General features: G+C 72.2%; 20 protein-coding genes and 2 tRNA genes. 13 read left to right on the forward strand and 9 right to left on the reverse strand.

What is annotated here, in order from left to right:
• Window positions 1-23 precede the first annotated feature (23 nt).
• From ugpB to QN157_04245, 12 genes are all read left to right on the forward strand, one after another.
• On the forward strand, window positions 24-1,400 hold the full coding sequence (gene ugpB / locus QN157_04190) for a sn-glycerol-3-phosphate ABC transporter substrate-binding protein UgpB (protein MDR7554787.1): 1,377 nt from the start codon (window positions 24-26) through the stop codon (window positions 1,398-1,400).
• A 171-nt stretch (window positions 1,401-1,571) separates the two neighbouring features.
• A complete protein-coding gene (locus tag QN157_04195; protein ID MDR7554788.1) occupies window positions 1,572-2,486 on the forward strand; it encodes a glycerophosphodiester phosphodiesterase family protein in 915 nt (304 codons plus the stop codon).
• Window positions 2,487-2,721: 235 nt separating this feature from the next.
• Complete coding sequence (ugpA, locus tag QN157_04200; protein MDR7554789.1) at window positions 2,722-3,603, forward strand: sn-glycerol-3-phosphate ABC transporter permease UgpA; 882 nt, start codon at window positions 2,722-2,724, stop codon at window positions 3,601-3,603.
• Window positions 3,603-4,454: a sn-glycerol-3-phosphate ABC transporter permease UgpE gene (ugpE, locus tag QN157_04205; protein MDR7554790.1), complete on the forward strand. Its 852-nt coding sequence runs from the start codon at window positions 3,603-3,605 to the stop codon at window positions 4,452-4,454. The genes ugpA and ugpE overlap by 1 nt, the downstream gene beginning before the upstream one ends.
• Complete coding sequence (locus QN157_04210; protein MDR7554791.1) at window positions 4,451-5,560, forward strand: proline racemase family protein; 1,110 nt, start codon at window positions 4,451-4,453, stop codon at window positions 5,558-5,560. The genes ugpE and QN157_04210 overlap by 4 nt, the downstream gene beginning before the upstream one ends.
• Window positions 5,561-5,846: 286 nt before the next feature.
• Complete coding sequence (locus QN157_04215) at window positions 5,847-7,004, forward strand: acyl-CoA dehydrogenase family protein (GenBank protein MDR7554792.1); 1,158 nt, start codon at window positions 5,847-5,849, stop codon at window positions 7,002-7,004.
• Between the two features lie 156 nt (window positions 7,005-7,160).
• The gene (locus tag QN157_04220) at window positions 7,161-7,682 is read left to right on the forward strand and encodes a MaoC family dehydratase (GenBank protein MDR7554793.1); all 522 of its coding nucleotides are present in this window, start codon (window positions 7,161-7,163) and stop codon (window positions 7,680-7,682) included.
• Window positions 7,683-7,897: 215 nt separating this feature from the next.
• Entirely contained in the window at window positions 7,898-8,704 is an 807-nt protein-coding gene (locus tag QN157_04225; protein MDR7554794.1) for a putative hydro-lyase, read from the forward strand.
• Window positions 8,705-8,796: 92 nt separating this feature from the next.
• Complete coding sequence (locus QN157_04230; protein MDR7554795.1) at window positions 8,797-10,077, forward strand: ABC transporter substrate-binding protein; 1,281 nt, start codon at window positions 8,797-8,799, stop codon at window positions 10,075-10,077.
• A 261-nt stretch (window positions 10,078-10,338) separates the two neighbouring features.
• Window positions 10,339-11,202, forward strand: a complete 864-nt coding sequence (locus QN157_04235; GenBank protein ID MDR7554796.1) for a branched-chain amino acid ABC transporter permease — start codon at window positions 10,339-10,341, stop codon at window positions 11,200-11,202.
• Window positions 11,199-13,139 carry a branched-chain amino acid ABC transporter ATP-binding protein/permease gene (locus tag QN157_04240; GenBank protein MDR7554797.1) on the forward strand — a complete coding sequence of 647 codons (1,941 nt, stop codon included), beginning with the start codon at window positions 11,199-11,201 and terminating at the stop codon, window positions 13,137-13,139. The genes QN157_04235 and QN157_04240 overlap by 4 nt, the downstream gene beginning before the upstream one ends.
• Window positions 13,136-13,948, forward strand: a complete 813-nt coding sequence (locus QN157_04245; protein MDR7554798.1) for an ABC transporter ATP-binding protein — start codon at window positions 13,136-13,138, stop codon at window positions 13,946-13,948. The genes QN157_04240 and QN157_04245 overlap by 4 nt, the downstream gene beginning before the upstream one ends.
• Window positions 13,949-13,956: 8 nt before the next feature.
• Here the strand turns inward: QN157_04245 and QN157_04250 are convergent, their stop codons facing one another.
• From QN157_04250 to QN157_04265, 4 genes are all read right to left on the reverse strand, one after another.
• Window positions 13,957-14,958, reverse strand: a complete 1,002-nt coding sequence (locus tag QN157_04250) for a uroporphyrinogen decarboxylase family protein (GenBank protein ID MDR7554799.1) — start codon at window positions 14,956-14,958, stop codon at window positions 13,957-13,959.
• Window positions 14,959-15,048: 90 nt separating this feature from the next.
• Window positions 15,049-15,231 (reverse strand): twin-arginine translocase TatA/TatE family subunit, encoded by a 183-nt coding sequence (locus QN157_04255; GenBank protein ID MDR7554800.1) that lies wholly within the window; start codon window positions 15,229-15,231, stop codon window positions 15,049-15,051.
• A 57-nt stretch (window positions 15,232-15,288) separates the two neighbouring features.
• Window positions 15,289-15,945: a class I SAM-dependent methyltransferase gene (locus QN157_04260; GenBank protein ID MDR7554801.1), complete on the reverse strand. Its 657-nt coding sequence runs from the start codon at window positions 15,943-15,945 to the stop codon at window positions 15,289-15,291.
• A 41-nt stretch (window positions 15,946-15,986) separates the two neighbouring features.
• Window positions 15,987-16,061: transfer RNA gene (locus tag QN157_04265), tRNA-Thr, on the reverse strand.
• Window positions 16,062-16,423: 362 nt separating this feature from the next.
• Between QN157_04265 and QN157_04270 the strand changes: the two genes are divergently transcribed.
• A complete protein-coding gene (locus QN157_04270; protein ID MDR7554802.1) occupies window positions 16,424-16,696 on the forward strand; it encodes a hypothetical protein in 273 nt (90 codons plus the stop codon).
• A gap of 125 nt (window positions 16,697-16,821) precedes the next feature.
• On the opposite strand, the gene QN157_04275 is transcribed toward QN157_04270, so the two are convergent.
• The 5 genes from QN157_04275 to QN157_04295 form a co-directional block, all read right to left on the reverse strand.
• Window positions 16,822-17,925: an aminopeptidase gene (locus QN157_04275; protein ID MDR7554803.1), complete on the reverse strand. Its 1,104-nt coding sequence runs from the start codon at window positions 17,923-17,925 to the stop codon at window positions 16,822-16,824.
• A 70-nt stretch (window positions 17,926-17,995) separates the two neighbouring features.
• Window positions 17,996-18,071: transfer RNA gene (locus tag QN157_04280), tRNA-Val, on the reverse strand.
• Between the two features lie 65 nt (window positions 18,072-18,136).
• Window positions 18,137-19,540, reverse strand: coding sequence for a glycosyltransferase family 39 protein (locus tag QN157_04285; GenBank protein MDR7554804.1), 1,404 nt, complete (start codon window positions 19,538-19,540; stop codon window positions 18,137-18,139).
• 161 nt (window positions 19,541-19,701) lie between these two features.
• Window positions 19,702-20,448: a uracil-DNA glycosylase gene (locus tag QN157_04290; protein MDR7554805.1), complete on the reverse strand. Its 747-nt coding sequence runs from the start codon at window positions 20,446-20,448 to the stop codon at window positions 19,702-19,704.
• Window positions 20,445-21,017: a hypothetical protein gene (locus QN157_04295; GenBank protein ID MDR7554806.1), complete on the reverse strand. Its 573-nt coding sequence runs from the start codon at window positions 21,015-21,017 to the stop codon at window positions 20,445-20,447. Before QN157_04295 ends, QN157_04290 begins: the two co-directional genes overlap by 4 nt.
• Window positions 21,018-21,046 lie beyond the last annotated feature (29 nt).

Genomic DNA, 21,046 nt, shown 5'->3' on the forward strand with positions numbered 1-21,046 from the left:
CTGCCGACAGGGGGTAAAACACGATGAGGACCAGAGCGATCGCAGGCCTCGCCGCTGTGGTGGCGCTGGCCGCAGGGGTGAGCCTGACCGGACCGACCGCGGCGAGCCCCACCAGCGGGCCGACGCTGGTTGCGCAGGCCCCGCGCATCCAGCTCGAGTTCTGGCACGGCCTCCGGGGGCCGCTGGGCGAAGCCCTGGAGTCGATCGTCGCGGGCTTCAACGCCTCCCAGACGCGCTACCAGGTCAACGCCACGTTCAAGGGATCGTACCCCGAGACGATGGTGGCGGCCATCGCCGCGTTCCGGGCGGGCAACGCGCCCCACGTCGTGCAGATGTTCGAGGTCGGCACGGCCACCATGATGGCGGCCAAGGGGGCGATCAAACCCGTGCACGAGCTGATGCGGGAAGCGGGCATCCCCTTCGACCCCAGCATCTACCTGCCGGCGGTCCGCAGCTACTACAGCGACGCCGCCGGCCGCATGGTCTCGCTGCCGTTCAACACCTCGACGCCGGTCCTGTGGTACAACAAGGACGCCTTCCGCCGGGCCGGTCTGAACCCCGACGCGCCACCCAAGACCTGGAACGAGGTCCGGGCGGCGGCCCAGCGCATCCGGGCGGCCAACGCCGCGCCCTGCGGGTTGTCCACGGCGTGGCCGACGTGGGTGCAGGTGGAGAACTTCGGCGCGATCCACGACGTGCCGTTCGCCACGAAGGCCAACGGGTTCGAAGGCACCGACGCCGAGCTCACGCTCAACCTGCCCCTGTACGTCCGCCACCTGCAGTTCCTGGTGGACATGCTCCGGGAGGGAACCTTCAAGTACGGGGGGCGCGACGCCGCCGGCGACGCGCTGGGGCCCTCGGGCGAGTGCGCGATGCTCACGGCGTCGTCGGCCCTGTTCGCCCGCTACCAGCGCGAGGCCAAGTTCGACTGGGGCGTCACGTTCCTGCCCTACTACGACGACGTGAAGGGCGCGCCGAAGAACTCCATCATCGGCGGCGCCAGCTTCTGGGTGATGACCGCGCCGCGGCGGACCGCCGAGGAGTACCGCGGGGTCGCCGAGTTCTTCCGCTACGTGAGCTCGCCCGAGGCGTCGGCGAAGTGGCACATGGAGACCGGCTACGTGCCCATCACCTTCACCGGCGCTCAGCTGGCGCGTGCCACGGGCTTCTACCAGCGGAACCCCTGGGCGGAGATCCCCATTCAGCAGCTCACCCGCACACCACCCACGCGGAACTCGCGCGGCCTGCGGCTGGGCAACCTCGTGGAGATCCGGGTGGTGCTCTACGAGGAGATGGAGCGGGCGTTCCAGGGACAGCAGACGGCGCAACAGGCGATGGACAACGCGGTGCGCCGCGGGAACCAGATCCTGCGCCGCTTCGAGCGCACCGCAGGGCTGTAGGAGCTACGAGGGGTGCCGGTCGGGCGGGGCACGGGCAGCCGCCCCGCCCGACCGGCCGGGACCAGCATGCCCACAGGCGGTCCGTGCCGCGCTCGCAGGTCGTCCGGCGCGGATGCGGTTATGGCGTATACGCCATGCCGTGATCGTTCACGAGGCGGGCAGTCGCCAGCGGTGGATCGGTGTCCGCACCGCGCCCGTGCCCGGCGCAGGTCGTTCCAGCCGGCGCTCCGTTCCATCATCGTCCTGACCAGCCTCGCCGCCCTGGCGACGGCGGTGCTCCCCGCCGGTCTGGCGCAGACGCTCACGGTGGACGTGCACGCCCATCGGGGCGGCGCAGGGCTGGCCCCCGAGAACACGCTGGCCGCCTTCCGCAACGCCATCGCGCTGGGCGCCGACGTCCTCGAGCTCGACCTGCACGTCTCCAAGGACGGCGAGCTCGTGGTGATCCACGACGCCACCGTCTCCCGCACGACCACCGGCCGCGGGTACGTCCACGAGATGACCGTCGCAGAGCTCAAACGCCTGGACGCAGGCGTGCACTTCCACCCCCGGTTCGCCGGCGAGCGCATCCCGACCCTGGGCGAGGTGCTGGCGTTGGTGGCCACCCAGGCCCCGCCCCACGTGCGGCTCAACATCGAGACCAAGTACCCCTCACCCGGCCAGTATCCCCCTCCGCCACCCGACTTCGAGGCCAAGGTGATTGAGCAGGTGCGCGCCGCCGGCCTGCTGGACCGCGTGATCGTGCAGTCGTTCCACTACCCCTCGATCCGCAGGGTGAAGGCCCTGGCGCCCACGGTGCGCACCGCCGCGCTGCGCGCGGCGCGCGACCCGACTTTCGACCCCGTCGCCGTGGTGCGGGAGGTCGGCGCCGACCTGTGGGCCCCGCAGGGCGACCAGGTCACCGCCGACGTGGTGGAGACGTTGCACCGCGCCGGCATCCCCGTGGTGCCCTGGACCGTGAACACGCCCGCCGAGATGGCACGCCTGCTGGACGCGGGCATCGGCCGGCTGCCGGGCGACGGCATCATCACCGACTACCCGGACCGCCTGCTCCAGGTCCTGCGCGCCCGCGGGATCCGGCGGTGAGCGGCGCCCGCGTCCAGGCGGCCGGGGCGCCAGGGTATCGTGCTGCCCGCAGGCGTCGGGAGCGGAGCAGCGCCGGGCGGCTGACCGGGCGGCTGGCCGGGCGGCTGACCGGGCGGCTGGCCGGGCGGCTGACCGCCCGGCGGACGCCCCGCCGCGGTCTTCCGCAGGTGGTGCGCCAGCGGCGCGGAGCGCGCGGGAGCCAGCACGGCCCGCCGCGAACATGAACCCGTAGACGATGCGCCGCCGGACGATCTTCCCCAACAAGGTGCTGCCCTACGCCCTGCTGGCGCCGCAGCTGGCCGTCACCGTCGTCTTCTTCTTCTGGCCCGCCGCGCAGGCCATCGTCCAGTCAATGCTCCGGCAGGACCCGTTTGGCCTCAGCACGGCGTTCGTGGGGCTCGAGAACTTCGTCACCGTGCTGACCGACCCGTTCTACCTGCAGACCCTGCGGGTGACGTTCGTCTTCTCGGCCGCCGTCGTGCTCCTGGCCATGGCCACCGGCCTCCTCCTGGCCACGACCGCCGACAAGGAGATCCGCGGCGCGTCGGTCTACAAGACCCTGCTCATCTGGCCGTATGCCATCGCCCCGGCGGTCTCCGCCTCCCTGTGGCTGTTCATCTTCCACCCGACCATCGGCATCGTGGGCCGCGCGCTGATCCGCCACGGCATCCCGTGGGACTACACCCTCAACGGCACCCACGCCCTGGTCCTGGTGATCCTGGCCGCCGCCTGGAACCGGGTGGCCTACAACTTCATCTTCTTCCTGGCCGGCTTGCAGTCGATTCCCCGCTCGGTGCTGGAGGCCGCCGCCGTGGACGGCGCCACCTCACGGCAGCGCTTCTGGCGCGTGGTGTTCCCGCTGCTCTCGCCGACCACGTTCTTCCTGCTGGTGGTCAACGTCATCTACGCCTTCTTCGACACGTTCGGCATCGTCCACGCCCTGACCCGCGGCGGCCCGGGCAAGGCCACCGAGACGCTGATCTACAAGGTCTACGTGGACGGCGTGATCAACCTCGACCTGGGGGGCTCGTCGGCGCAGTCGGTGATCCTGCTGCTGGTGGTGATCGCCCTGACGGCGCTGCAGTTCCGGTACATCGAGCGGCGGGTGGCGTACTGATGCGGCTGCGCCGTCGCCTGCGCCACTGGCAGGCGCACCTGATCCTGCTGGCGGGCGTGGCGCTGTTCGCGTTCCCGGTCTACGTGGCCCTGGTCGGCTCCACCCACGACCTGGGCACGGTGGCCCGCGGCGAGATGGGCCTGCGTCCGGGCCCCTACGCCGTGAAGAACTACACCCAGGCCTTCACCACCGGCAGCGGCGAGCGCATCCGCGGGGCGCCGGTGCGCCTGATGATGCGCAACAGCCTGATCATGGCCCTGGCGATCCCCACCGGGAAGATCCTCATCTCGCTGCTGTCGGCGTTCGCCGTGGTCTTCTTCGAGTTCCCGCTGCGCATGTTCTTCTTCTGGATGATCTTCGTGACGCTCATGCTCCCCGTGGAGGTCCGGATCATCCCCACCTACAAGGTGGTCGCCGACCTGGGCATGATCGACACCTTCGCCGGGCTCACCGTCCCGCTGATCGCCTCGGCGACGGCCACGCTGATCTTCCGCCAGTTCTTCCTGACGATCCCCGACGAGCTGGTGGACGCCGCCAAGGTCGACGGGGCGGGCCCCATGCGCTTCTTCTGGAGCATCCTGCTGCCGCTCTCCTCGACCACCACCGCGGCCCTGTTCGTCATCCTGTTCATCTACGGCTGGAACCAGTACCTCTGGCCGCTGCTCGTCACCACCAGCCAGGAGATGACGACCGTGGTCATCGGCATCACGCGGATGATCGGCACGGGCGAAGCCCTGGTGGACTGGCCCATCATCATGGCCACGACCATCATGGCGATGCTGCCCCCCGTGGTGGTCGTGATCCTCATGCAGCGATGGTTCGTGAAGGGCCTGACGGAGACCGAAAAATGACCCCCAACGGCACACGGGACACCGGGGCTCGCGCGGCGGGTGCGGCGGGCGAGGCCACCTCAGACGCCCTCGTGGCCGCCGTGCGCCGGTGGCGCCCGCCGGACGACCACCCGATCCTCACGGTGATCGACGCCCACGCCGCGGGCGAGCCCCTGCGCGTCGTGACCGGTGGCTGGCCCCCGGTTCCGGGGAACACGATGTCTGCCAAGCGAGGGTACGCGCGCGCACACCTCGACCACCTGCGGCGGGCGCTCGTCTTCGAGCCGCGGGGCCATGCCGACATGTACGGGGCCGTGCTCACCGACCCCGTGACGCCCGACGGCGACCTGGGCGTGCTGTTCCTGCACACCGAGGGATGGTCGACCATGTGCGGCCATGGCGTGATCGCCCTGGTGACCGTCCTGGTGGAGACCGGTGCCGTGGTCGCTACCGGTCCCGACGCTGTCGTCCGCCTGGACACGCCCGCTGGCCGCGTGGTGGCCCGCGCGCGGCTGGATGCGGGGCGCGTGCGCAGCGTCGCCTTCGAGAACGTGCCCTCGTTCGTCGTCGCCCTCGACCAGACGGTCGCGGTGCCGGGTTTGGGCACGGTGCGCTACGACGTGGCGTTCGGCGGCGCCTTCTACGCATACTGCGAGGCCGCGCCGCTCGGCCTGCGCCTGGTCCCCGAGGAGTACCGCCAGCTGATCGCCACCGGCGAAGCCATCACGCAGGCGGTGGCGGCGCGGCAGGCCGTCCGACACCCCGACGACGACACCCTCAGCTTCCTCTACGGGACGATCTTCACGGGCCCAGCCCACGTGCCCGGCGCCCACAGCCGTCACGTCTGCGTGTTCGCCGGCACCCAGGTGGACCGGTCGCCAACGGGCACCGGCGTCAGCGGCCGTCTGGCACTGGAGCATGCCCGCGGGCGCCTGGCGCCCGGGGCACCGCTGGTGGTCGAGAGCCTGATCGGCACGCGCTTTACCGGCCGCATCGTGCGCACGACCACCATAGGGACCATCCCGGCTGTGGTGCCCGAGGTCGAGGGGAGCGCGTTCATCACCGGCCGGACCGAGTTCGTCCTGGACCCCGCCGACCCGCTGCGCGAGGGGTTCTTCCTGCGGTAGGCGTCCGGGGTACAAGGCGGCGACCGGCTCGGCCCGGGCCTCCTACGCTGCGCGAGGGGTTCGTCTTGCGGTAGGCGTCCGGGGCCGTCCGCACCCGGCGCGGTGCAGGGCCGATCCCCGCCCGTGCCGAGAGCGCGCCGGGTCCCCCGAGCCGAGCCGCGCCGTGCCGCGCTTTCCACTCCATGCTGGCAGTCCATGCCGACAGGGTGTCGGGACGCCGTGCCGGTGTCCATGCAGGGCACAGACCGCGCCCGCGGCGAACCAGGAAGCGCGGAGGGAAGGGACGATGCCGCCGATCCCCGAGGCGCACGGGCTGCTGCGCGACGCGGTCCGCGACCTCTGCCGCCGGTTCCCCGACGAGTACTGGCGCGCAACAGACCGCGCCCGCGCCTACCCCGAGGAGTTCGTGCGGGCGCTGACCGGCCACGGCTACCTGGCCGCCTTGATCCCCGAGGAGTACGGCGGGGCCGGTCTGGGCCTCACCGAAGCCAGCATCATCCTCGAGGAGATCCACCGCAGCGGCGGCAATGCCGCCGCCTGCCACGCCCAGATGTACGCCATGGGCACGTTGCTGCGCCACGGCTCGCCCGCCCAGAAAGCCCGCTACCTCCCCGCCCTGGCGGCAGGGGAGCTGCGCCTGCAGGCCTTCGCCGTGACCGAGCCCGACGCTGGCTCCGACACCACGCGCATCGCCACCATGGCCGTGCGCCGGGGTGACCGCTACGTCGTCACCGGCCAGAAGATCTTCACCTCGCGGGTCCGCCAGTCGGACCTGATGTTGCTGCTGGCCCGGACCACACCCTACGACGCGGTCACCGACAAGACCCTGGGCCTGTCGCTGTTCCTGGTGGACCTGCGGACGGCCGGCGATCGCCTGCGCGTCGAGCCCATCGAGACCATGCTGAACCACCACACGACCCAGGTCTTCTTCGACGGCCTGGAGGTGCCGGCCGAGAACCTCGTCGGCCAGGAAGGCCACGGGTTCCGCCACGTCATCGACGGCTGGAACGCCGAGCGCATCCTGCTGGCGGCCGAGGCGATCGGCGACGGGCGGTGGTTCATCGACCGGGCCGTGCGCTACGCGTGCCAGCGGGTGGTCTTCGGGCGGCCCATCGGGGCCAACCAGGGCATCCAGTTCCCCATCGCTGCGGCCTACGCGCGGATCGAGGCTGCCGACCTCGTGCGCTACGACGCGGCCCGTCGCTTCGACGCGGGCGAGCCGTGCGGCCCACAGGCCAACATGGCCAAGTACCTGGCCGCAGAGGCCGCGTGGGAGGCGGCCAACGTCTGCCTGACCACCCACGGCGGCTACGGCTTTGCGGTGGACTACGACGTGGAGCGCAAGTTCCGCGAGACGCGCCTGTTCAAGGAGGCGCCGGTGAGCAACAACCTGGTGCTGGCCTACCTGGGGCACCGCGTGCTGGGCCTGCCGAAATCCTACTGACCGCGGGCACCCGCCCGTGCCGCCCCGCTGCGGGGCTGCGGTAGAGGGCCAGGTGACGCCGCGACGCGCCTGGCCAGGGTGGGCGGGTGGTGCCGCGCCAGCGCGTGCAGGGTCCGCCGCCAGACCGCGGACCGCGCAGGGAAGGGAGGGGTCGTCGTGCTCAAGCCCGGATGGGAAGGCCGGTTCTACGAGGACTTCGAGGTCGGCGACGTCTACCGCAGCCGGATGGGCCGCACCATCACCGACACCGACAACATCTGGTTCTCGCTGCTGACGGCCAACCCCAATCAGATTCACTTCAACGCCGAGTACGCCCGGCGCACCGCGTTCGGCCGCCCCCTGGTCAACAGCATCCTCACCCTGGGCATCGTGGTGGGACTCAGCGCCGATGACGTCAGCCAGAACGGCGTTGCGCTGGGCTGGGAGGAGATCCGGCTGCCGCACCCCGTCTACGCCGGCGACACGCTCTACGCCGAGACCGAAGTGCTCGACAAGCGCGAGTCGCGGTCCCGTCCCGAGTGGGGCATCGTCAGGGTCCGCACCCGCGGTCTCAATCAGGATGGCGTCGTGGTCATCGAGTACACGCGTACGGTCATGGTCTGGAAGCGCGACGCCGCACCCCGGCGCGGCCTGTTCCCCACGCCCCCACCGGCGTCGTCCCCGACGGCAGCGAAGTGACAGTCGGGATGCGGCAGGGGCGCATCCGTGTGCCACCAGTCGACGTTGGGCCGATCCGTGCCCGCCGGGCCGGCGTGGCCTCTGGCGTGCCCGGGAGAATGCGCCCACGGTCCGGGATCGTACCACGCCCGCCTGTTGAGCTGGCGTAGCGTCTGGCGCGCCCGGAGGAACCGCACCGCGTCCACGGAATTCAAGAAGGGGTGGTGAGGACGCCCGTGCGTACCGCAGCCGAGTGGCGGCAGGAGATCCGGGCCGGGCGCTGGAGACGGCCCACCGCAGGCCTGGCGCCGGGGTTCGTGCAGGCCAACCTGGTCGTCGTGCCCGCGGCAGCGGCCGACGAGTTCCGGCGCTTCTGCGAGCGCAACCCCAAGCCCTGCCCGCTGCTGGAGGTCACCGCGCCGGGCGACCCCGAGCCGCGCCGGACCGCGCCGGGTGCCGACCTGCGCACCGACCTGCCGCGCTACCGCGTCTTTCGCGACGGCCAGATGGTCGAAGAGCGGGACGACCTGCACGACCTCTGGCAGGACGACTTCGTGGCCTTTCTGCTCGGCTGCTCGTTCACCTTCGAGGAAGCCCTGCTGCAGGCGGGCCTGCGTCTTCGCCACCTGGACCTGGGCCGGAACGTCTCCATGTACGTCACCACCCGGCTGTGCGAGCCGGCCGGACCGTTCGCCGGCCCGCTGGTAGTGAGCATGCGGCCGTTCCCGGCGGACGACGTGCCACGGGTCGAGGCAATCACCGCGCGCTACCCGCTGGCCCACGGCGCCCCGGTCCACGCCGGCGACCCGGCCGCGCTTGGGATCGCCGATCTGGCCCGGCCCGACTTCGGTGATCCCGTCCCGGTGGACCCCGGCGAGGTCCCGGTCTTCTGGGCGTGTGGCGTCACCCCGCAGGTGGCGCTCCGGCGGGCCCGGCTGCCCATCGCCATCACCCACGCGCCGGGCCACATGTTCATCACCGACCTGACCGCGGACCGCATCGCAGGCGTGGCGCCGGGGAGCGTGCTCGTCCCCGGCTGCTGACGCACAGGGAGGGAGCAACGATGAGGAGCACCAGGCGGACGTCCCCGGACGCACGTCGGACGCATCGTGCACCGTCGGCGGGGTGGCCGGCGATGCGGATCACCAGACGGAGGTTCCTCAGGTACACCGGCGCGGGGCTCGGGGCGCTGGTCATCGGCGACCGGCTGGCGTCTGCCCTTGCCGCCCAGGACGCGACGATCCCGGTCGGTGCCGTCTACCCGCTCTCGGGCGCGCTGGCGCGCATCGGCGCCGGGATTCGCAACGGCATCGAGCTGGCGGTCGACATCGTCAACAACGCCTACCCCGACCTCACGCTCCCGCTGGCTCCCACCGCCGGACTGCCCAAGCTCGGCGGCCGCAAGATCCGGCTGATCTGGGGCGACAGCCGCGGCGATCCGGCCACCGGCCGCGCCGAGGCCGAGCGCCTCATCGAGCGCGAGCGCGTGGTGGCCCTGATCGGCTCTTACCAGAGCGCCGTGACGGCCACGGCCAGCCTGGCCGCCGAGACCCGGGGCATTCCGTTCCTCAACCCGGAGTCGTCGTCGCCACGGCTGACCGAGCGCGGGTTCAAGTGGTTTTTCCGAACCGGCCCCCACGACACGACCTTCACCAAACTCTTCTTCGACCTCATGGAGGACATGAAGAAGCGGGGGCACCGGATCTCGCGTGTGGCGATCCTCGCCGAGGACACCGAGTTCGGCGCCACCGCCGCGGGCGTGGCCGATGGCTTCGCCCGGGTCTACAAGTACGACGTGGTGGCCAAGGAACTCTACACGTCGCCGCCCGCCAGCCTCACCGCCGAGTTCCTGCGCCTGCGCCAGGCCAACCCCGACGTCATCATCGGCGCCAACTACCTGGTCGATGCGGTGCTCATCGTCCGCACGCTCAAGGAGATGCGCTGGACACCGCAGGCGTTCATGGCCCACGCGGGCTTCACCACCGTGCCGGACTTCCTGCAGGCCACCGGCCGCGACGGCTGGTACTTCTTGGCGCGCGCGCCGTGGGCGCTGGGCATCGCCGCCCGCAAGCCGCTGGTCGCCCGGGTCAACGACCTCTACCGGCGCAAGTACAACGCCGACATGGACGAGGTGGTGGCGCGGGCGTTCACCGGCATGCTGACCCTGGCCGACGCGCTGAACCGCGCGGGGAGTACTGCGCCTGCGGCGATCCAGGCGGCGCTGCGCGAGACGAAGATCCCCGGCGCGCAGCTCATCATGCCGTGGCAGGGGATCGAGTTCGACCAGTACGGCCAGAACAAGCACGCCGCCGGCATCATGACCCAGATCCTCGACGGCCAGTACAAGGTAGTGTGGCCGTTCGAGATCGCGGAGGCGCCGATCGTCTGGCCCATGCCGGCGTGGGATCGACGCTAGAGGCCCGCCCGCCGCGCCGTCGGCCCGGGGGGAGTCCGCCGGGGGCCCCTGGTACACACGGGACCTGCGGGGCCCTCGGCGTTCCTGGGGTCCTCAGGGTGCCTGGGATGCTCGCGGCGCCTGGGGCCCTCGGCATGCCTCGGGTCCCCGGTGCGTCACGGATCCTTGGCATGCCCAGGCGTCCTGGCGCGCCCGCGGCCCTTGGAATGCTCCGGGCCGCGGGGCGATCCGGAGCGTCGTGAGCGCTCCCGAGGCAGCGCGGTGACGCTGCTCCTGCACGCGACGGTCAACGGCCTGATCCTGGGGCTCGTGTACGCCCTGGTGGCGTTGGGGCTGTCGTTCATCTGGGGCGTCATGGACGTGGTGAACCTGGCCCACGCCGAGTACCTGATGCTGGCGCTGTACGCCACGTACTGGCTGTGGGCGCTGGGGCGGATCGAGCCGGCCCTGGCGGTGCCCGTGGTGGTACCCCTGTTCTTCCTGGCGGGCTGGCTCACCTACCATCTGCTCGTCCGCCGCATCCTGCGGGCGCCGCTGGCCACCCAGATCTTCGCGACGTTCGGCCTGTTGTTCTTCCTCCGCTACAGCGCGTTTGCCGCCTTCGGCCCCGACGTGCGCGGCTTCCTCGAGGCCGCGGCACCGCCCAGCGTGCCGGTGCTGGGCGTACCCATCGCCGTGCCCAAGTTGACAGCCGCCGGTGGGGCGCTGGCGGCATTCGCGGCGCTGGCCCTGTTCCTACGGCGCACCAAGACCGGCCGGGCACTCCAGGCCGCGGCCCAGAACCGCGATGTGGCCCTGGCGCTGGGGATCCCCGTCGAGCGCATGTACGCGCTGGCCTGGGGCATCGCCATCGCCAGCGTCGCGCTGGCGGGCGTGCTGGTCTTCCCCTTCTACCAGGTCTCGCCGACCATCGGCGACGCGTTCCTGCTGGTGGCGTTCGCCAGCGTGGTGCTGGGCGGCTTCGGCCGCGTGGACGGCGCGCTGGTCGGCGGTGTGGCCATCGGGCTGGTCGAGAACGTGCTGGGCACGCTGCTGGCGCCGTCGTTCAAACTGCTGTTCGTCTTCGTGATCTTCGTCCTCGTCCTGCTGGTGCGCCCCCACGGGCTCATCGGCGAACCCGCATGACCACCCAACCCGCTGCGTGGCCCCCGCCGGCGGCGGGCAGCGCCCGCGCGCTGGCCAACCCGCCGGCCTGGGCGGTGCTCGCCGTCGGGGCGGCCCTGGCCCTGGTGCCGCCGGGCGTGCGCGACGCCTTCTTCCTCAACGCGATGATCACGGTCTTCCTGTTCGGCACCGTCGCGCAGGCCTGGAACCTCATCGGCGGTTACGCCGGACAGATCTCCTTCGGGCATGCGGTCTTCTTTGGCCTGGGCGCCTACACGGCGGCCGTGCTGCTGAAGGAAGTCGGGCTGTCGCCGTGGCTGGGCATGTGGGTCGGCGCGGGGATCGCCACCCTGGTCTCGCTGGCCATCGGCTATCCCACGTTTCGGCTGCGCCGGCACTTCTTCGCGCTGGCGACGCTGGCGCTGGGCGAGATCGTGCGCATCCTCTTCCTCAACTGGCCGTTGGTCGGCGCGGCCGTGGGCTACTACCTGCCGCTGGAGTACCGAAACCGGCCGGGGTACCTCATGTGGGACGCCAAGGCGCCTTACTACCTCGCGAGCCTGGCGCTGTTCGCGGCCGTCACGCTGACCGTGGGGCTGCTCGATCGCCGTCGGGTTGGCGTCTACCTGCGGGCCATCAACCAGGACGAAGACGCCGCCGCGATGCTCGGACTGCCCACGCGCCGCTACAAGCTCTACGCCATGGGGCTGTCGGCGGCGTTCACGGCGCTGGCCGGCACGCTCTACGCCCTGTACGTGCTCTACATCGACCCCTACAACGTGATGCCGGGCCGTCTGTCGCTGCTGGCGGTCGTCATCGCCCTGATCGGCGGCCGCGCCACGGTCACGGGCCCGGTGCTGGGCGCGTTCTTCATCGTGTTGCTCAACGAGTACACGCGGTCGTGGCTGGGGGGCGGGGGCCGTGGCGTCGACTTCATCCTGTTCGGCGCGCTGGTGATGCTCGTCTCCATTCGCGAACCGGGCGGACTGGTCGGCTGGCTCGTCCGCGCCGGCGCCCGGGCCCAGCCCGCCGCCGACAGCGAGGCTGCCCTGTCGCCACCTGCCGCCGACATGCCGTCCGCGCACGCCTCACCCGCGCGCCCGGGGGACGCCCACACCGCGCATCCCGACGCCACACCCGCCGCCCCGACTGCAGACGCCGACGCGCCGCCCGCGATACCGGCCGTGCCGTCCGCGGCGCCGGTCGTGCCGTCCGCGACCTCGGTCGTGCTGCGCATTGCAGGCCTCTCCAAGCGCTTCGGGGGCGTGCAGGCGGTGCGGGACGTGTCGCTCGAGATCTTCCGCGGCGAGATCTGCGGCCTCATCGGTCCCAACGGCGCCGGGAAGTCCACCCTGTTCGACTGCGTGACGGGATTCACCCGCCCCGACGCGGGCGCGGTGTACCTGGCCGAGGTCCCGCTCACCGGCCGCGAACCTCACCGCGTGGCCTGGGCAGGGGTCGCCCGCACGTTCCAGACGATCCGCATCTTCCCCGAGCTGACCACGTGGGAGAACATGCTGTGCGCCCAGGAGCACCGGGCGGAGAGCCTGTGGACCGCCTCGACCCGCCCCACCCCGCCCCAGGTCCAGCAGCGCGCCCGCGGGCTGCTGGAGCAGTTCGGGTTGTGGCCGCTGCGCGACCTGCCGGCCGGTGCGCTCTCCTACGGGCAGCAGAAGTTGCTGTCCCTGGCCATGGCGGTGCTGCGCGCGCCCCGCCTGGTGTTGCTCGACGAACCGGCCGCGGGTGTGAATCCCGTGCTGGTGGACGCCATCGCCCGGCACATCCGCCGTCTGAACGCTGCCGGCATCACGTTCCTGGTCATCGAGCACAACATGGACCTGATCATGCACCTGGCGCACCGCGTGGTGTTCATGGCGGGCGGCGAGATCGTCGCGGTCGGCCCGCCCGAGGCCATTCAGGCCAACGCCACGGTCCGGGAGCTGTACTACGGCCGATGAGCCAGCCCCAGCACCCCCCGGACCTCCCTGCCGGCCCGCCCGCCGGGGCGGCGACGGCGCCCCCGGCCGTCACGGCACCGGGCCGCAGCACCGCGCCGCCGCTGCTCGAGGTCGTCGACGTGCACGCCGGCTACGACCGACGCGAGGTGCTCCGCGGGGTCAGCCTGGTGGTGCACCCGGCGGAGATCGTGGCGATGATCGGCCCCAACGGTGCGGGGAAGTCCACGTTGCTGAAGACGGTGTTCGGCTACCTGACGCCCTCGGCGGGCGACGTGCGCTTCCAGGGCGCGTCGATCGCCGGCCGCACCCCGCCGGAGATCCTCCGCCGCGGCGTCTGCTACGTGATGCAGGGCTACAGCATCCTGCCCAACCTCACCGTCGAGGAGAACCTGGAGCTGGGCGCCTACATCCGCACCGACCGCCGCGTCCGCGACGACGTCGCCCGCCTGTACGACCTCTTCCCCATCCTGCGCGCCCGGCGACGGCAGCCTGCCCGGGTGCTGTCGGGCGGCGAGCGCCGCATGCTGGAGCTGGCGCGGGTGCTGCTGCTCGAGCCCCGGCTGGTGCTGCTCGACGAGCCCACCATCGGGCTCGCGCCAAAGGTCATCGACGAAGTCTACGGCATCGTGCACGACCTGCGCGCCAGGGGCATCGCGCTCCTCATCGTCGAGCAGAACGCGCGCATGGCCTTGCGTCACGCCGATCGGGCCTACGTGCTGGAACAGGGCCGCATCCGGTTCGAGGGGAGCGGCGAGGAGATCCTGCACCACCCCGAGGTCCAGCGGGCCTACCTGGGCTCCCGCGCCTGAGGCGCCGGCTACGCGCGCAGCCCTGCCACCGCCGCGCGGACCGCATCCAGGTGCTCCGCCGGCGTGGTCACCGGCACCACGCACCCCGGCGCCAGCAGGTGCCGCACTCCGCCGGTGCGCCGGATTGTAGCGACCACGTCGTCGCGGATGCGCGCTGCAGGGCCGTCGTGGACGACTCCGCGCTCGTCGAGCCCGCCGGCCACCGCACCCCGCGGCCAGCGGGCGCGGCCCTCCACGAGATCCGGGGACGTCCGCCGGTCGTGCCAGTTGATAATCGGTAGCGGGTAGTCCGCAAACAGGTGGAACAGCGGCCGCGCGCCGTGCAGGTGGAGCACCGACAGGTGCTGCCGGCCGGCCAGCGGCGCCAGGGCCACCAGGTCGTAGGGCACGCCGAACGTGGCGTACTCCTGCTCGGTGAGCACCCCGTCGCCTGCCAGCTGCGTCGCGAAGAAGACCCCATCGGCACCCGCAGCCAGACACGCCGCGACGAACGCCTGCTCGGTCCTGGCGACGGCAGCCAGCACCCGATGGGCGTGCGCCGGATCGCTGCGGAGCAGGGCCAGCCAGCGATCCCGGCCCGCCGCCTTGGCGACGGTGGTCGCCGGGCTGAAGACCGTTTGCAGCACCGGCACGTCCTCGCCGCCACGCAGCGCCCGCCGCACCAGCTCCAGACACCGCAACTCGCGACCGCGGGCCCCGCGGTCGGGTGGCAGCACGCGCTCCAGCACCGCCCAGCCATCGGGCCCGTCCACGGGGGTGTGCAGGACGCGCTTGGCGCCGGTTGCGGGATCGGGCGCTCCTACCGTGCACCCGTAGTCCTCAACGCCGTAGACGCCGCTGGGCATGAGCTTGACCAGGTCGAGGTCGTACCGACGCTGGAACGCCACCAGCGTCTCGGCCAGCTGCACCGGATCGTGGTCGACGTCGGGGAAGTGTCGCCAGAAGCTGACCGGCGGGCGGTCCGGATGCCCGCCCTCGAGCGTCCGCAGGACGCGCTCACGTCGGGTCATGCTCGTGGGGTCACAGTTCTCCGGCTGCCATCACGGTGCGCGGCCTGCAAGCACCGCGCGGCGCATCACGCCGGGCGCGGGTACGCGTGGTTACGAGTCGGAATGCGTCCGCCGGGGGTTCGTGATCTCCTCCTCCACCTCGCTCATCGCCTTGCGGAACTCGCGGATCGTCTTGCCTGCGGCCGCACCGAGCCCCGCCAGGCGACTGGGGCCGAAGAGCAGCAGGAGCACCAGCAGGATCACCAGCATCTCCATGGGCCCGACGTTGCCCATCCCTGCGCACCTCCGGGGTCCATTATACCTCCGGGCGCGGGCGACCAGCCCGCACCGTCACGCGCGGACGTAGAGCCCGTGGACGTTGACCCAGAAGCCGCCCAGGTCGGTCGCACGCCTGGTCGTCGTGGTGGGCGCCAGCGGCGCGAACCCGTGGGATGCGACCAGCGCGTCCAGCTCGTCGGGCTCCAGCAAGACCATCCGCCGCAGCCGGGGGCCGGGGACCTCGACCACGTGGTCTGCCAGGCGCCGGATGCCCTGCCCTGTGGGATCGGAACGCGGGCTGAACTGTTGCACCAGCAACCGCCCGCCGTGGGCGAGGACCCGCGCCGTCTCGGCCAGCGCACGATGCCACGCCGCCATATCCGCCGCCTCGTGGTAGACGCCCAGGGCCACCACCAGGTCGAACGTCCCGGTCTCGAACGGATGCAGGTCCTCCATCCGGCACTGCTGCACCCGTCGCCGGGCTTCCGCCTCGCCGAGGTAGGGCGCCACCCGGGCCCGCGTCCGCGCCACCATGGCCGCGGCGCTGTCGCAGGCCCACACGTCGAAGCCCGCGCGCGCCAGCCACTCCGTGTTGCGCCCACCCGCGCACCCCAGGTCGAGTACCCGCGTGTGCGGCGGTGCACCGGTCAGCAGCTCGACCATGCGGGCGTCCGGAGGCCGCGCCGCGAAACGCTCGACGACCTCCGGGTCCTCCCAGTACGACGCCATCAGCGCTCGAGCGGACTGACGCTGGCCATGCGAGATGTCTCTGGAGCCGGCGACGGGATTCGAACCCGTGACCTGCGCATTACGAGTGCGCCGCTCTACCGCTGAGCCACGCCGGCCTGACCGGCTCTCATTCTAGCAAAGCCACCCGCGGGCGCAAAGGACGCCGTCCATGACGCCGCCCGTGCCAGCACCGCCGTCTCCCGGCCGGGCGCGTGCGAGCGGGCCTGCCGTCCTCCCGGCGCCGACCGCCTTCGCCGCCCCACGGCCGCGGCAACCGGGATGACCGCGTACGACCGTGTGGTCCGTTCCCTGGCACACGCCGACATCTACTGTCCCGCAGCCGCACCAGCCTGGCTGCCAGCCGTGCGCCGCTCCGGAGGCGGGGCCCCGTCGTGCCCCGGATGGTCTGGCCGGTGCAGGAGGAATCTCCCGCACGCGCACGAACACCCGCACTGGTCACAGCGGCGGGGTGTCTGCCATGACTGAGCGGCTGTGGGAAATCTACGAGCAGCTCTGTCAGGTCGAGATGCGTGGCCTCGACGAGTTCGTCCGCCGCCTCAAAGCGGGGGAGTTCGGCGAGTTCCCGCGCGCCGAGGTCATCGCCTTTCTCCGCGAGATCGAAGCCACCATGGTGCAGAACATCCAGACGAAGGCGATGGAGCACCCGCGCTACGCCGAGATGGCGGACCAGGTGAGCGAAGAGACGCATCAGATGTTCGACGAGCTCATCGAGGACTTCGAGCGCGCCTGAGGCCCACCCCCGCAGCGCCTGCGCTGGCTGCGCCGGCCCCGCAGCGCCCGATGCACGGCCGTCTGCGCGCCGTCGCGTGGGCTCGCGCCACGAGGGCGTCTCGTTCGGCGTCTGGTCCGCTGTCCTCAGACCAGGAACCGCCCGTCCCGGTAGACCACCTCGCCGTCGGCCAGGATCTCGGTGTCCGTGCGCAGGTCGCAGATCATGTCCCAGTGGAGGCCCGACGTGTTCCGGGAGCCCGTCTCGGGATACCCGGCCCCCAGTGCCAGGTGCATGGTGCCGCCGATCTTCTCGTCGAACAGGATGTTGCGCGTGAAGCGCGTGATCCGCTCGTTGAGCCCGAACGCCACCTCGCCCACGACGCGGGCGCCGGCGTCCAGGTCGAGCATCGCCCGGAGGAACTCCTGTCCCTTCGCCGCATCCGCCTCGACGACGCGCCCCCCGGCAAAGCGCAGGCGGACGCCCTGCACTTCGCGACCGCCGTAGATCGCGGGGTACGAGAAGCGAATCCACCCCTCGGTGGCATCTTCCACGGGGCCGGTGAAGATCTCGCCGTCGGGGAAGTTGTGCTCGCCCGCCGCGTTGATCCATCGCCGGCCGCCGACCCGAACGGTGAGGTCCACGTCCGGCCCGCGGACGTGGAGCACGTCCTTCGCCTCCAGCAGCGAGATCACCCGGGCCTGGGCGTGCCGTACCGCTTCCCAGGCCGCGACCGGATCCGGGTGGTCCAGCCTCCCCGCGGTGAACACGAACTCCTCGTACTCGGCCAGGGACATCTCGGCCTCCTGGGCGTCTGCCGGCGTGGGGTACTGCGTGCCCACCCAGCGCAGCGCCCCGGCCGCGGCCCGCTCGAGGAACCGCTGGACCAGTCCGCGGGTGGCCTCGCGCCGCAGCGCGAGCCGCTTCGGGTCCACACTGGTCAGCGCCCGGGTGTTCGAACTCCCCCAGATGCTGAGGTCGGCATCGATCACCTCGACCTCCTGGGCAGCCAGCGGCGAGACGAACCGCAGCTGCGCGTCTCTGGCGTGCCTGTAGAAGATCTCGTCCAGCCCGTCCAGGTGCACGCGGACCACCACGTGGGCGCCGGCCGCCAGCGCCGCCCGATAGGCTTCTTCGATCAGCGGCGCGGCGGTCGGAATGCCGCTGATGCGTACCAGGTGCCCGGGCTGTACGCGCAGCGAGTAGTGCAGCAGCACCTGGGCCAGTTTCTCCACCCTGGGATCACGCACGACCGTCCTCCAGCACACCCGCCATGCTCGCCATGGCGGGTCGTTCCCGCAAGACACGCAGCCGCGACCGTGGTGGGCGGTGCAGGATTTGAACCTGCGGCCTCATCCGTGTGAAGGATGCGCTCTCACCGCTGAGCTAACCGCCCGCAGGAAGGCATTCCCAGTATATGGAGCGCAAAAACGCACCGTCAAGGACGCGTCCGACGTCGCCTCAGGGGGAACGCAGCCCCTCGCAGGCCCACACCGTCGCCACGCGCCCGGGACCCAGCGTCACGTCCTCCAGCCGGCGCAGGCGCCGACACCGCCGCGGCAGGTCCAGCGGCGTTCCGCCGGGCTCTTCCACGGCCACCGCATGCCTGCCTGTCCACTGGTCCATCCGCTGCCACACCAGGAACGCGCGCTCGACGGCGATCACCTGCAGCCGTGGCTCCAGACGATACGCCAGGTGGCTCGCCGCCTGGTAGCTGTCCGCCAGCACCATGACCGGACCTGCCAGCGCAGCCGCGTGCCGTGCCACCACGCCGGCGGCGCGGTCCCAGTCGCCGATGCCGCGGGCCACGGCGGCCACACCCCACGGCGAGAGTCCCGCCAGGGCCAGCCCCGCGCTCAACGCCGCGGTCACCGCCGCGGCCCCGCGCACCCAGCGCCCCCACCGGCCCGTCCACGCCTCCTCGAGCCCACCCAGTGCCAGCGCGGCGGCCAGGTACGCCGGTGCCGGCCAGTGGGGTTTGGTGCGGCCGCCCAGGGCGGCAGCGCTCATGACGGCCAGCAGCGGCAGGCTCGTCCACGCCAGGTAGCGCCAGCGGACGTCGCGTGCGCGTCGCGCCGCCGCGACGACTGCCGCCACCAGCACCGGCGCCAGCATCCCGTAGTACGCGAGCTGCCCGCCGGCGAACAGTGCCACGCGCTGCACCCACGTCCCGCTGCCCGTCCAGGGCTCGCGCCCCAGCGTGACCTGGACAAGCAGCCAGTCGTGGCGCAGGTTCCACAGCACCGCCGGCGCACACAGCGCCATGGCCACCCCGACACCCGCGACGAGCCAGGGGTCGCGCGGCCGCGGTCGCGCGGCGAGCCACGCCCCGCCGATACCCAGCGCCAGCGCCAGGCCCGTGAGTTTGGACAGCAACGCCCCGCCAACAGCGGCGCCGGTGGCGACCCACCACACGCCGCCCCGCTGCAGCGCGCGCCAGCCGCACCACAGCCCGACAGCCCACCACAGCGCCAGCACGGTGTCGGGGAAGGCGAACGTCCCGCCCACGGCGAACGCGGGCAGCAGCAGCACGCTCCAGGCGGCGCGCTGTCCAGCCACCTCGCCGTGCAGCGCGCGTCCCGCCGCATAGACGGCCAGGGGCACCAGCGTGGTCAGCACCAGGCCGAGGGCCCGGATGCCCAGCGGGCCGTCGCCCACCAACCGCATGGAGGTCGCCACCACGGCGGCGATCATCGGCGGGTGGTCGGGATAGCTCCAGGCCAGGTGCTGCGCCCACAGCCGGTAGTAGAGCTCGTCGTCGCCAAGAGGGACCCGCACGGCCAGCCCCAGGCGCAGGAGGCTCCCCATTGCCACTGCGGCCAGCAGCCAGCGTCGGGCGCCGATCTCAGCGGTTGTCGGACTCACGCAGCCGTGTCCCTCCAGCTGGACCGCCGATCGCTGGGAACCACCGGGCTCACCGGCTATCGGCCCCCGCCAACGTGTCCTGCGCTGGTCCGTCGGGTCCCGGGGCATGGCGCCCTGTCGTCGCCCGCAGGCGTCACGCAGGCGCCGCGGGCATCAGGGCATCATGGAGGCGCCGATGGTGTCAGCAGCGCCCGGGCGCGTCGGAAGATCGCGTCCAGCATCGCAGGAGTCAGCCGGCCCGTGGCGGTGTTCTGCTGGCTCGGATGGTAGGACGCGATCACCACGAGCGTCCTGCCGTCCCACGCGAGGCGCGCCTCGGCACCGTGCGCAAAGACCGGCCGCGGCCTGGGGAGCGCGGCGCCCAGCTCGCGGGCCGCGGCGAGCACCGCGTCGTGCGCGATCCGGCCGAGCGCCACCACCACCTGCAACCGCTCCAGCAACCGCAGCTCTGCCACCAGGTACGGCCGGCACCGGGCCAGTTCGATGGGCAGCGGCTTGTTGTCGGGAGGCGCACAGCGCACGGCGGCCACCAGGTAGAGGTCCACGAGGCGCAGCCCGTCGTCGCGGGCGACCGAGTGCGGCTGCGAGGCGAACCCCGTCCGGTACAGCGCGCCCATCAGGGTGGTGCCCGAGGAGTCGCCGGTGAAGATGCGGCCGGTGCGGTTCCCGCCGTGGGCGGCCGGCGCCAGCCCCACCACCAGGACCCGGGCAGCCGGGTCGCCGAACCCGGGCACCGGCCGCCCCCAGTAGTCCCAGTCGCGGAACGCCCGGCGCTTCGCCCGCGCCACCTTGCGGCAGTACGCGATCAGCCGCGGGCACTTGCGGCACGCGACGATCGTCTCGTTGAGGGCCGCCAGCGTGGCGGGCGCATCACGGTGCGGGGAGGTGGCGCGCGATCCCGCGCTCATCGCGGCCGCAGCGCCAGGTTCGCGGCCAGCACGGCGCCCGTTTCCAGCGCCGCCGCCACTTCCTCGGCCCGCTGGGCGACGATGGTGCACAGCGCGCCCGGGTGGTGCCGGCGCGGGGCGCCTCCCCCGTAGGGCGCGTCGAGGGTGGCGCCGTTGGGGCTCTGGAGCACCGCCTGCAGCGCCTGCACGGCGGCCGCGGTGAGCTGCGCGCCTCGCGCGATGGCCTCGCGCGTGGCCTCGAGGTCCCGCCGCGCGCCATCGCCCGCCGCCGCCAGGTCCGCATCGGTCGCCAGCAGCACCGCGGGCGCGCGCTGGATCTCGCCGACGACGTGTTCCAGACGCCGCAGCGCCTCGAGGAAGGCGGGCCCGGGCGCCGGCCGCTCGCCGGTGAGAGGATGGAATTTGAACGTGGCGGCCTGGTGGCGCAGGATCGCTGCCGCTTCGCGCAGCGCACGCGCCCAGCCCACGGCGGCAGCGGCGCGCGCGGCGACCTCGGGGGGCACGACCGGTGGTTCCACGTCCATGGGCAAGCCGCGGGTATCGTAGCACTCCGGGTTGCCCGTCGACAACGCCGGCCACCTGCGGGAGGAGCCGCCCG

This window comes from Armatimonadota bacterium (assembly GCA_031459855.1).
Taxonomy (GTDB): Bacteria; Sysuimicrobiota; Sysuimicrobiia; order Sysuimicrobiales; family Humicultoraceae; genus Fervidifonticultor; species Fervidifonticultor primus.

Bases quoted from the DNA above. Each gene is read 5' to 3' on its own strand.
- ugpB (MDR7554787.1), top strand. From the start codon at position 24: ATGAGGACCAGAGCGATCGCAGGCCTCGCCGCTGTGGTGGCGCTGGCC.
- ugpA (MDR7554789.1), top strand. From the start codon at position 2,722: ATGCGCCGCCGGACGATCTTCCCCAACAAGGTGCTGCCCTACGCCCTG.
- ugpE (MDR7554790.1), top strand. From the start codon at position 3,603: ATGCGGCTGCGCCGTCGCCTGCGCCACTGGCAGGCGCACCTGATCCTG.
- QN157_04210 (MDR7554791.1), top strand. From the start codon at position 4,451: ATGACCCCCAACGGCACACGGGACACCGGGGCTCGCGCGGCGGGTGCG.
- QN157_04215 (MDR7554792.1), top strand. From the start codon at position 5,847: ATGCCGCCGATCCCCGAGGCGCACGGGCTGCTGCGCGACGCGGTCCGC.
- QN157_04230 (MDR7554795.1), top strand. From the start codon at position 8,797: ATGCGGATCACCAGACGGAGGTTCCTCAGGTACACCGGCGCGGGGCTC.
- QN157_04240 (MDR7554797.1), top strand. From the start codon at position 11,199: ATGACCACCCAACCCGCTGCGTGGCCCCCGCCGGCGGCGGGCAGCGCC.
- QN157_04245 (MDR7554798.1), top strand. From the start codon at position 13,136: ATGAGCCAGCCCCAGCACCCCCCGGACCTCCCTGCCGGCCCGCCCGCC.
- QN157_04250 (MDR7554799.1), bottom strand. From the start codon at position 14,958: ATGACCCGACGTGAGCGCGTCCTGCGGACGCTCGAGGGCGGGCATCCG.
- QN157_04255 (MDR7554800.1), bottom strand. From the start codon at position 15,231: ATGGGCAACGTCGGGCCCATGGAGATGCTGGTGATCCTGCTGGTGCTC.
- QN157_04260 (MDR7554801.1), bottom strand. From the start codon at position 15,945: ATGGCGTCGTACTGGGAGGACCCGGAGGTCGTCGAGCGTTTCGCGGCG.
- QN157_04270 (MDR7554802.1), top strand. From the start codon at position 16,424: ATGACTGAGCGGCTGTGGGAAATCTACGAGCAGCTCTGTCAGGTCGAG.
- QN157_04290 (MDR7554805.1), bottom strand. From the start codon at position 20,448: ATGAGCGCGGGATCGCGCGCCACCTCCCCGCACCGTGATGCGCCCGCC.